This is a genomic window from Candidatus Zixiibacteriota bacterium (genome assembly GCA_014728145.1).
Taxonomy (GTDB): domain Bacteria; phylum Zixibacteria; class MSB-5A5; order JAABVY01; family JAABVY01; genus WJMC01.
On sequence record WJMC01000217.1, the window covers coordinates 24,657 to 35,668 of the forward strand.

12 protein-coding genes are annotated in these 11,012 nt (G+C 48.6%); 11 read left to right on the forward strand and 1 reads right to left on the reverse strand.

What is annotated here, in order from left to right; genetic code table 11:
• Genes GF404_12400 through nusB form a run of 4 tightly spaced genes read left to right on the forward strand, consistent with a single transcriptional unit; the run spans position 1 to position 2,799 of the window.
• Complete coding sequence (locus GF404_12400) at positions 1–642, forward strand: riboflavin synthase (protein MBD3382982.1); 642 nt, start codon at positions 1–3, stop codon at positions 640–642.
• A 16-nt stretch (positions 643–658) separates the two neighbouring features.
• On the forward strand, positions 659–1,897 hold the full coding sequence (locus GF404_12405) for a bifunctional 3,4-dihydroxy-2-butanone-4-phosphate synthase/GTP cyclohydrolase II (protein ID MBD3382983.1): 1,239 nt from the start codon (positions 659–661) through the stop codon (positions 1,895–1,897).
• Between the two features lie 15 nt (positions 1,898–1,912).
• The gene (locus GF404_12410; protein ID MBD3382984.1) at positions 1,913–2,383 is read left to right on the forward strand and encodes a 6,7-dimethyl-8-ribityllumazine synthase; all 471 of its coding nucleotides are present in this window, start codon (positions 1,913–1,915) and stop codon (positions 2,381–2,383) included.
• Positions 2,380–2,799 (forward strand): transcription antitermination factor NusB, encoded by a 420-nt coding sequence (gene nusB / locus GF404_12415; GenBank protein ID MBD3382985.1) that lies wholly within the window; start codon positions 2,380–2,382, stop codon positions 2,797–2,799. The genes GF404_12410 and nusB overlap by 4 nt, the downstream gene beginning before the upstream one ends.
• Before the next feature lie 317 nt (positions 2,800–3,116).
• Here nusB and GF404_12420 read toward each other — a convergent pair whose 3' ends face one another.
• Positions 3,117–3,425 carry a hypothetical protein gene (locus GF404_12420; protein ID MBD3382986.1) on the reverse strand — a complete coding sequence of 103 codons (309 nt, stop codon included), beginning with the start codon at positions 3,423–3,425 and terminating at the stop codon, positions 3,117–3,119.
• A 131-nt stretch (positions 3,426–3,556) separates the two neighbouring features.
• Between GF404_12420 and GF404_12425 the strand changes: the two genes are divergently transcribed.
• From GF404_12425 to GF404_12455, 7 genes are all read left to right on the forward strand, one after another.
• Positions 3,557–6,373 carry a DUF2723 domain-containing protein gene (locus tag GF404_12425; protein MBD3382987.1) on the forward strand — a complete coding sequence of 939 codons (2,817 nt, stop codon included), beginning with the start codon at positions 3,557–3,559 and terminating at the stop codon, positions 6,371–6,373.
• A gap of 3 nt (positions 6,374–6,376) precedes the next feature.
• On the forward strand, positions 6,377–7,498 hold the full coding sequence (locus GF404_12430) for a glycosyltransferase (protein ID MBD3382988.1): 1,122 nt from the start codon (positions 6,377–6,379) through the stop codon (positions 7,496–7,498).
• Positions 7,498–8,529, forward strand: coding sequence for a flippase-like domain-containing protein (locus GF404_12435; protein ID MBD3382989.1), 1,032 nt, complete (start codon positions 7,498–7,500; stop codon positions 8,527–8,529). Before GF404_12430 ends, GF404_12435 begins: the two co-directional genes overlap by 1 nt.
• 86 nt (positions 8,530–8,615) lie before the next feature.
• Positions 8,616–9,695 (forward strand): NTP transferase domain-containing protein, encoded by a 1,080-nt coding sequence (locus tag GF404_12440; protein MBD3382990.1) that lies wholly within the window; start codon positions 8,616–8,618, stop codon positions 9,693–9,695.
• The gene (locus tag GF404_12445) at positions 9,679–10,305 is read left to right on the forward strand and encodes a hypothetical protein (protein ID MBD3382991.1); all 627 of its coding nucleotides are present in this window, start codon (positions 9,679–9,681) and stop codon (positions 10,303–10,305) included. The genes GF404_12440 and GF404_12445 overlap by 17 nt, the downstream gene beginning before the upstream one ends.
• Positions 10,302–10,943 carry a threonylcarbamoyl-AMP synthase gene (locus GF404_12450; GenBank protein ID MBD3382992.1) on the forward strand — a complete coding sequence of 214 codons (642 nt, stop codon included), beginning with the start codon at positions 10,302–10,304 and terminating at the stop codon, positions 10,941–10,943. The genes GF404_12445 and GF404_12450 overlap by 4 nt, the downstream gene beginning before the upstream one ends.
• Positions 10,933–11,012, forward strand: an 80-nt coding sequence (locus GF404_12455; GenBank protein MBD3382993.1) for a low molecular weight phosphotyrosine protein phosphatase, incomplete at its 3' end; no start/stop codon positions are given. The genes GF404_12450 and GF404_12455, both read left to right, overlap by 11 nt.

Consider the following 11,012-nt stretch of genomic DNA (forward strand, 5'->3'; position numbering starts at 1 on the left):
ATGTTTACAGGATTGATAGAAGAAATCGGAACAGTAAGATCCGCTAATCGAAGCGCTGGCAACCTGGTGCTGGAAATCGAAGCCTTGAGGCTTACTCGGCAGATAGCCGTCGGAGACAGCGTCAACATCCAGGGGGCCTGCCAGACCGTAGTGGCGTATGAAAACGACCGTTTTACCGTCAACACAATTGCCGAGTCACTGTCGAAGACTAATCTCGGCCAGCTCATAGCCGGACAGAAGGTCAACCTGGAATTGGCAATGAGGCCTGACAGTCGTCTGGGCGGGCATATAGTCAGTGGCCATATAGACTGCCTGGGAGAGGTCAAGTCGATTCGCCAGATCGAGGGAAGCTGGGAAGTCGATGTCGCTTATCCCGGTGAATTTTCGCATTTAGTGGTGAATAAAGGATCGGTCGCGGTCAACGGTGTCAGCCTGACTGTCACTCATGCCTCACAAGGATTATTAGGAGTATCACTGATCCCGCACAGCTGGGAGATGACGACTTTTAAATATCTGTCCGAAGGAGATCCGGTCAATCTCGAATTCGACCTGATCGGGAAATATGTTCAGAAGATGATCGATCCATATATATCGAAACAAGATAAGGTCACGCTGGAGAAGTTCCGGCAGGCCGGTTTTTAAAACAGGAGCAGAGAGAATGTCCAAGCTGAATATCAAAAAGAGCCGTGACGACTACGACTTCGCAACGATCCCCGAGGCTATCGAGGATATACGCATGGGCAAAATGGTGATCGTGGTTGATGACGAGGACCGCGAAAATGAGGGCGACTTTATCATGGCGGCCGAGCTGGCCACGCCCGATCATATTAACTTTTTAGCAAAAGAAGGACGCGGACTGGTCTGCGTTTCGCTGACCCGCGAGAGGGCTGAGCATCTTGAATTGAGCCTGATGACCAAACGCAATACGACCAAGCTGGGCACGAACTTTACTGTGTCGGTCGATGCTGTCCATGGCACCACAACCGGAATCTCCGCTCGTGACCGCGCGATCACTATCAGGATGCTGGTCCATCCCGACACCAAACCGCACGACCTCGCCCGCCCCGGCCATATTTTCCCGCTGGAAGCGAGACAGGGGGGAGTCCTGGTGCGAGCCGGTCATACCGAGGCCTCGGTCGACCTGACCCGCCTGGCTGGTCTCAGCCCAGCCGGTGTGTTGTGCGAAATTATGGATGATGATGGCGAGATGGCACGGGTGCCGCGTTTGATGGAGATCGCCGAGAAATTCGACATGAAGATTATCACCATCAAGGACCTGATCGAATACCGCACCCAGCATGAAAAGCTGGTCCAGAAAGAAGAAGAAGTCGATTTCCCTACCAGGTACGGCCATTTTCGGCTCTGCCTTTACCAGTCCGAAATAGACCACAAGCATCATGTAGCCGTGGTAAAAGGTGATGTGCGCAATAAAGACAACATCCTTGTCAGGGTGCATTCGGAATGTCTTACCGGTGATGTTTTCGGCTCGATGCGATGCGACTGCGGTGACCAGATCGCCAATGCCCTGACCATGATTGAGCGTGAGGGATGCGGGGTGCTTCTGTATATGCGCCAGGAAGGAAGAGGAATCGGCCTGGCCAACAAAATCAAGGCTTATCACCTGCAGGAGAACGGATGCGACACAGTCGAGGCCAATGTCAAGCTCGGCTTTAAAGATGACCTGCGCGACTATGGTATCGGTGCGCAGATTCTCTCCGACCTGGGACTGACTAATATCCGCCTGATAACAAACAACCCGCGTAAGATCGTCGGCCTGCGCGGTCATGGCTTAAAGATTACCGAACGCGTACCTATTGAGATAAAACCGACAGAATTCAATCGCAAATACCTCCAGACCAAAAAGAAAAAACTGGGCCATATTTTCAACACGCTTTAATTGAGGAGAAATAGAATGGTTATGATATATGAAGGCAACCTGAATGCTTCAGGCTTTAAGTTCGCTATAATAGTCTCCCGCTTTAACGACCTGCTGACCGCTAAACTTCAGGAAGGCGCGATCGACTGCCTGATTCGACACAACGCCGCCGAAGAGAAAATAGACGTATTCAAAGTACCCGGATCGTTCGAGATTCCCTATGTCGCCAATCACCTGGCAGAAAGCGGTAATTTCGATGCTATCATCTGCCTGGGAGCCCTGATCCGAGGCCATACCCCGCACTTCGAATATATCGCCGCAGAAGTTTCAAAGGGAATCGCCAATATATCGCTCAAGACCGGTCTGCCGATCATCTATGGTGTGGTTACCGCCGATACCCTCGATCAGGGAATCGAACGCTGTGGCACCAAGGCAGGAAACCGAGGCTGGGATGCCGCCCAGTCAGCGATTGAAATGGCCAACCTGTATAAAGAGAGCCTTCAGTGAGCGCGCGTAGAAGAGCCAGGGAATTAGTATTAAAAGCATTGTACGCAAGCCAGACCTCCGACCAGAACCCGGAAGAGGTCTGGCAGACGCTTTTGGAAGACGCCGCCCTTCCGGAAAAACCGCTCAAGTTCGCCACTGAACTTTTTAAGCTGGTTTTGAACAACGAGGATCAACTCGACCAGGAAATAGCTAAACATTCCCAGAACTGGCATATCTCCCGGCTGGCATTGATCGACAAGAATATCATGCGGATCGCGATCTGTGAACTCTTGTATATACCCGATGTCCCCTCGCGGGTTTCGCTGAATGAAGCTATCGAGCTGGCCAAGACTTTCAGCACCCCGGACTCATCAGCGTTTGTCAACGGCATCTTAAATGCGGTTCTAAAAGACCACCTGCACGAAATCGAAGGGTGAAACAGCCCTTTTTTACAGACAAGTTGCAATTGAAATGAAAACAATACTCATAATCTCATAATCATCTCTTCATCATTATTACTATATTCTCTTTGATATTGTAAACTGATGATGCACTTAATCACAAACAAAACGACAACAGCTCGATATAATATTATCAAATAATCTGGCGAACAATACAACCAATCCTAAAATTATGCAATTATTCCGGGCAAAACGCGCGAGCCATTAACTGTCCCGCGCGTCTGTTCAAAAGCGAGGAACGTTAGAGAATTATATTACAGAAATGTTTTACGCATATCAGATTTATAGAATGTTTAAACTTCCACGCTGTAGCGCAGGTGTTCAGCCAGTTCATCCAGACGGTCCATAACTTCCTCAGAAGCTTTGACAGCGCAATCACGCAGATCTCTGGCCTGTTCGATATAATTCATCTTCACCGCCTCAACCGCCTTGCTTGTGCAGTCATGTACCTTGATGTGGGGAGGCTCGATTGCTTTGCACGAAGAAGCGGATTTGAACTCAGCAGAATCCGATGAATAGTACCATTTACCGACGGACACCATAAATATCGTTATGAAATAGTATCTTTTATTTCTTATTGGATTCGTAATCCAAAAGACAATATGACACTGATTATCGAAAGACTTCCATTGTCCGGCTCTTGTTAATCAAAAAAATCTGGACAAATCTGTTATCCGGCATATATTTCTGCCTTTATTGCGGGAAACCGCAGTGACCTGATAATGTAAAACTAATGATTATGTCTGAATTTATCGCGTCATTCAGAAATGGCCAAAGAGATCCGTACCACTACGGTAGTGCCCTGTTTGTGCTGTTAGTCTCCCTGGTAGCTTATGTGCGCACAGTTCAACCCACCGTGCCGTACTGGGATTGCGGTGAATTTATCGCCTGCGCGCATACCCTGAGCGTGCCTCATCCACCCGGCACACCGTTATTTATGATGCTGGGAAGGATTTTCGACCTGTTGCCACTGGGGGGTGAGCTGGCTTACCGGGTGAACCTGTTGTCCTCTGTCTCTTCGGCGTTTGCGGTAATGTTCGCGTACCTGATTACAGCCTGGATTATCAGCCGATGGTTTCGCAAAGTAGATTCAACCTATAAAAGAGTTACAGTCTATACAGGCGGAATAATCGGCGCCCTGTTCGTTGCCTTCTCTAAGACTTTCTGGACTAACGCGGTTGAGGCCGAGGTCTACGGCACCTCGATGTTAATTATGGCAGTCTCGATCTATTTGATTCTGAAATGGAGTGATCATAACACTGACAGGCAGGGTGAGAAGTATCTTCTGCTCTTCTCTTTCCTTTCGACTCTCGCACTCGGCGTGCATATGACTTCTTTTCTGGTCGTACCGATCGCTTTCCTGTATATCCTGATACGCAACCGCGACTACCTGACCAGTTTCCCGTTCTGGACAGCATTTCTGATTTTATGCGTAATTCCGATCTCGGTGACTTATTATCTTGTACTGGCCGCTCTCTGGATGACGATCTCTGCTCTGGCGCATTATTGGGACCATATCCGGGAACGCTGGATATATACCCTGGCTATCCCGGCCATAGCTTTTTTGATCCTGGTCTCAGCCGGGTATTCCTGGGTGCCGATTTTGCTCTACTGCCTGACCGGATGGGCCATTGCCACACTGGCTGTATACAGGCTGGTGCCCGGTAAAAAGTTCTGGCGTCTCAGTTTCTTGATATCCCTTCTGGGACTGATAGGATTTTCGGTTCAGCTCTACACCCCGATCCGTTCAATGCACGATCCAGTAATTGACATGAACAACCCGGAAAACTGGGACAAGGTGCAGTTCTTCCTCGAACGCAAACAGTACGGACAGGAAAATATGATTACGCGGATGTTCGAGAGGAGAGGGGAGTGGGCCAACCAGTTCGGGACTCATGAACGCATGGGCTTCTACGGATTCTTCCGTGAACAGTACAGCTCAATCGGAACCTTTATGATTCTTTTACCGCTCGGTCTCCTGGGAGTGTTTTTTACCATTCGACAGCGCTGGCGGCTGGGGACGTTTATGTTTCTAATCCTGCTGGCCGCTACCGTCGGACTGGTTCTGTACATGAACTTTGCCGACGGCACTAACATCGATCCCAGAACCGGGCACGGCCACCTGGAGGTGCGCGACCGTGATTATTTCTTCACACCCGGATTTATGATATTCGGTATGATGATCGGCCTGGGAGTGGCCGCTGTTATGAAAATCGTCATGGACATGCTGTACGCTTCAGGTCAGAGCAGAGTATTCAGAAAAACGGTGCTAGTTGTTTTATGCGTTTCGCTTCTGCTTCCATTGACCGCCTTTTCGAGCAATTTCTACCAGTGTGATCGTTCGAAAAATTATCTGCCTTTCAACTACGCCAAAAATATCCTCATGTCCTGTCGTGAAAACGCGGTGCTGTTCACGAACGGAGACAACGACACTTTCCCCGTCTGGTGTTTGCAATATGGCTACGGTATCCGTCCCGATGTGCGAGTCATCGTTTTGTCGCTGTTTAGAACCGAATGGTATATCAAACAGCAACGTGACAAGTTCGATGTTCCGATCGAGATGAGCGACCTGGAAATCGAATCACTGCAACCCTACCTGGTCAATGATTCCGTGTACCTTGAAAGCAACCAGGTGACCGATAATATCATCGACAATGCCATGGTTTACAGTGACAACCCGGAAATGTGGCCGGAACTGCCGATGAGATACAAAGATTTTATAAAGCTCGCTAAAGAGCGTATTCAGGCCGATACGACGCTCTACTTCGACCCGCCGATTCATTTCTCAACCACCGTCGATCCAAACGGGCTGAAGTACAACCACCAGGGTATGGAGGCCAGCGAAGTCGACGCCGTCATAGAGGGCATGGTGTACAACATCCATCCCCGCAAAGTCCCCTGGAGGATCAACACTGAGTTCACATACGATTACTTTTTGAATAAATTCGATGCCGAGGGTGCGGACGACACCACATTCTACAAGGATGAGACCGCGCTCAGGCTGTCAGAAAATTACTGGAAGATTATCGCTAAACTGGCCGATGAGGTCTACAACCAGGGGGCGATTGAGAAAGCTGTCGAGATGAATGTGCGCGCTGTACAGATAGCCACCGACCCTGTCGACGCTTTCAGGTTTTTGGCGAAAAATCTCCGACTCTCCAACAGAATCGATCAAATATATTCTTACATGGATATGTTCCCGCATGTGTCACGGGAGGGTATGATGGAGATTTCGGGACGGATTTTTGATGTCATGCTGGCCCGCGACATCAACAACCTTCGTAAGAGCCTGCGTTCACATTCAGTCGATCAGAACCTGGCAATGATCAAGGCCGCGAAGAGAATGGTTGACAAAAAGCATTTTCGTGACTACCTCGATTTCCTGGACAAATTCCTTACCGAATATCCCGAAAATGAGTACGGGCCGTCATTTGTCGAGAAAGTCAATATGTACGTGCTGAAATACATACCACCTGCTAAAAAGAACTCACTGGACATCAACTTCTTGCGAAAAAAGGCCAATGTCAAACCGCAGGTCGGGGAGAATTAAATCTTGAAAATTCTGGCATTGAACTGGCAGGACCCCAAAAATCCGATGGGGGGAGGAGCGGAGGTTCATCTCTGGGAAAACCTCAAGAGATTTGCCGGGTGGGGTCACCAGGTCACACTGCTTTGCTGTGATTTCGAGGGCGGTGGCGCTCAAGATTTCTATGATGGTGTCCGGGTTTTGAGAAAAGGTAAACGCTTCAACTTCAACTATGTTGCCCCCGGCATGGTCAGGAAAATCCTTAAACAGGAAAAATTCGATATCCTCCTGGAAGATATCAACAAGATTCCCTTTTACACTCCGCTCTATGCCAGGCTTCCGATTTTAGCTGTTATCCCGCACCTGTTCGCAACTACCGTGTTCCAGGAGATCAACTTCGTGATGGGGACATATATCTACCTGATGGAACAGCCTTTGCGCTATGTCTATCGCAAACTTCCGTACTGCGTGATCTCTGAAAGCACAAAAACAGATTTGATAAAGAGGGGCATCGAGGCCGGGCAGGTGACGGTGATAGAATGCGGAATCGACGAGGACACGTACAGCTACGACCCGGAAGTTAAAAAGTACGAGAATCCGACCGCCCTTTACCTGGGCCGGATAAAGAAATACAAGTCAGTTCAGCATCTCTTGCAGGCCTGGCCGTTTGTGCTCGAAAAGGAACCCCGGGCAAAGCTTCAGATAGTGGGGGCCGGTGATTATCTCGAGCCGTTGAAGAAACTGGCCGGCGCACTTAAATTATCGGATTCAGTAGAGTTTCCGGGCTTTGTTTCCATAGAATCAAAGGTGGAGAGATTTCGCCGTTCATGGTGCACCGTCTATCCATCTTTAAAAGAAGGCTGGGGATTGACCAATATCGAGGCCAATGCCTGCGGGACTCCCGCCCTGGCGGCTGATTCGCCCGGTCTTCGTGACTCCGTTTCACCCGGCAAGTCGGGGCTCTTGTTCGAATATGGCAATATCACGCAAATCGCCGATACAGTCCTTAAGATCTTCACAGATCAAGAGACCAGAGACAACTTGTCGACCGGCGCAAGGCAATGGGCCCAAAAATTCAACTGGGAGGATTCCGCCCGCAAGATGATGGAACTGGTTGAAGAAATCGTTAAATCAAACCGCGAGAGCTGATGAGAAAAAAGCTTCTGATCATAGTCGGCTGGCTCTTAAGCATCGTATTACTTTATTTTACCTTCAAGGATCACCCCTTCGATCAGCTCTGGAGCACCTTGAAAAGTGCCAATTATTTCTGGGTGCTACCCAATGTTGTGTTGATTATGGCCGCTATGCTCTACCGGGCCTATCGCTGGCAGATCATGATCGACCCGATCAAGCGCATAGGTCTTTCAGACCTGTTCGCTTCAACTATGGTAGGTTTCATGGCCAATAACGTGCTTCCACTACGGATGGGCGAATTCATCCGGGCCTACTCGATTGGAAAGCTGGGAAACCTGTCGCGCAGTTCGTCCTTCGCAACCATCGTTCTGGAACGGATCTTCGATACATTTACCCTGCTTCTGATGCTGACGGTGATATTGATTGCCCGGGCACTGCCATTAAATCCTGAGGGCGAATACTATGACCGTATTGTTTATGCCGGCTACCTGATGCTGGCGCTTTCGATAGTTTTATTAGCCCTGTTGGTTTTGCTAAAGGTGAAAAGCCCTCAAACTCTCGGCATCCTGAGAAAACTTTTGAGCATATTCCCAAAAAAGATATCAGACTTTGTATTATATATCTTCGAAAAGTTTGCAGAGGGGCTGGCGGTCCTCGGTGACACCGGTCGGATGTTTCGTATCGTTTTGCATTCGATCCTGCTCTGGATTATCATGGCCCTTTCGAACTATTTTATTTTTATCGCGCTCGGACTGACCGATCTACCATGGACTGCCTCGTTTGTTGTCCTGATCGTGGTTTCCCTGGGCATTTTTGTTCCGGCCTCACCCGGTTATATCGGGCTGTTCCATTACCTTGTCGTTCTCTCATTGTCTATCTATCCTGCCGAGGTCAGTGATAGTTCCGCGCGTGGATGCGCCATTATATTGCACGCTTCGCAATATATTATAATTACCGTGGTAGGGATTTATTACCTGATGAGACGTCATCTTTCTCTCAAGGAAGCCCAAATCGAGGCCGAGAAGGAAGCCGAGCAAGAAGTCTGATTTCTTCGCTTAATGTTTAATTGACACGGGCTGATGTTTTTTCTATTTTTGCGATCAACAAGTACAAAACCGAAAGGATCCCTGAAGTGAATTACGCATTGATCATGGCCGGAGGCAAAGGCGAGCGGTTCTGGCCCCTGTCTCGAACTGAAAAGCCCAAACAATTGCTGAAAATCACCTCGGATAAGACCATGCTCGAGGAGACTATCGAGCGCATGGAGGAATTCATCCCCGCCGAGCGAATCAGGATCATTACAGGTCAATCGATGAAAACCAGTATCTGTGATATATTACCCGAAATCGATTCGAGCCATGTCTGGACAGAACCATTCGGACGCAACACATGCCTGGCAATCGCCTACTCAGCCCTCAAGCTCCAGAGGGAAGATCCGGAAGCGATCATGGTCGTGCTGTCTTCCGATCACTTGATTAAGCCGAAAGAAAAACTGATCGATGAACTTAAAGTTGCTATCGAAATCTGCCAAAAAGGTGATTACCTGATTACCCTCGGGATCACACCGACCCGTCCGGAAAGCGGATACGGTTATATTGAAACCGGAGATCTTTTTAAAGTGATCGAAGGCATCTCGGTTTACAGTGTCTCGGAATTTAAGGAAAAACCGGACCGCATTACTGCCCAGCAGTATTACTACGGGCGGAAACATCTGTGGAACTCGGGAATGTTCGTATGGTCTGCCAGAACCATCCTGGACAGGATCGAAAAGCATATGCCCGCCATGTGGAAAGACCTCAAAAGCATCGAGGACAAACTCGATACTCCGCAGGAAGATGAGGCGGTCAAAGAACTTTATCTGAATTCTGAAAATGTTTCGATTGATGTCGCAATCCTGGAAAAAGCCTCTCCGGTGCTGACTGTAAAGGCAGATCTGGTCTGGGATGATGTTGGCAGCTGGCTGGCTCTGGACCGTATCGAACAACGTGACAAAGACAACAATATCATCAAAGGTAATGTTGCCAACCTGGGCAGTTTCGAATCGATCATATACAATGAATCAGACGGCCTGATCGCCACAATTGGAGTTACAGACTTGATAATCGTCAAGACTGATAATATCGTGATGGTCGCTCATAAAACCCAGATAAATCAATTGAAGAAACTCTTAAGCGGTTTCCACGGAGATGAAAATCTTGAAAAATACCTGTAAAAAATACTGGCTGAGTTTATTGACACTTATCCTGATGGCAATCTCGGTGACAGCCGGGTGCGCCGATAAAAGCGACGTCTCCAATGAAATCGAACCAGCTGATGCGGTAGCAATCGCTGAAAACGATTTTGACCCGCTCGACGACTCGAGAGATCGAAAAGTGATCGAAGTTTCGAAAACCAAACAACCTGAGGCGGATGACGGTCTCCCTGACGATGAGGAGGATTTTAACTGGGCCCGTGTCGACTCTTTTCTCAAAGCGCAGGATCTTGTCGATTCATCGCTGACGGTATATCGCGTTCAACTCTATGCCTCTCAATATTACACGGAAGCTAATTACGAACTCCAGATCGCCCGCGAGATATTCGAAGACACCGTACTGATCAAGTATGACCTGCCATATTACAAAGTACTTCTGGGCAACACCACCGAGGAGAAACTGGGCCGCAGACTGCTCTACAATGCCCGTTCACTCGGCTATTCCAACAGCTGGTTGATAGAATCGGCACCGGATTCCATCTATTATCGTATTCTCTTCGTAAAAGACTCTATCGCAGTGGCTGACAGCCTGCGAGGTGTCAATCATTCGCCGGAAGGAGTCCAGGAATGAAATTGATCGAACTCGATTTGGAAAAACAGAGATACACTCAGGCAGTTGATGAAGCAGGCGATCTTCTAAAACAGGGTAAGGCGGTGATTATTCCCACTGAAACCGCCTACGGTCTGGCTGTCGATGCTGTTAATCAAGAAGCGGTCAAACGACTGTTTGAAATCAAACAAAGGCCCGAAGATAAACCTGTTTCAGTTTTCGTCAGGTCAGTTGCCGAACTGGAAAAACATGCAGTGATCAACAGCGACAGTGTAAAAAAAGCAATCGCACGTCTCTGGCCCGGGCCGGTCACATTTGTTTTGAAGGCGAAGGCCAACAGCTGGCCGGGAATCATCTCCGCAGATGGAAAAATCGCATTCAGGTGTTCAAATCATGATTTTGTCAATCGACTGATACATACCTGTCAAAATCCGCTGACTGCCACCAGCGCCAATCTTTCCGGAAAACAGGCTTCCTCCCTGGAGCAGGTCAAACAGTCCTTTTCGAACAGCGTAGAGCTTTTTATTGTTGACCCCCTTTTAAAATTTGATAACTTGCCCTCCACTGTTGTGGATCTGGCGGATGGAAGTCCGAAAATTAATCGCGAAGGAATGACTGCTAAATCGGCAATCATGGAAATTTTTGAAGATGAGTCCTGATAATAATACGATCTTCCGGGTCATGTTCGTCTGTACCGGCAATACCTGCCGTTCCCCTATGGCCGAGGG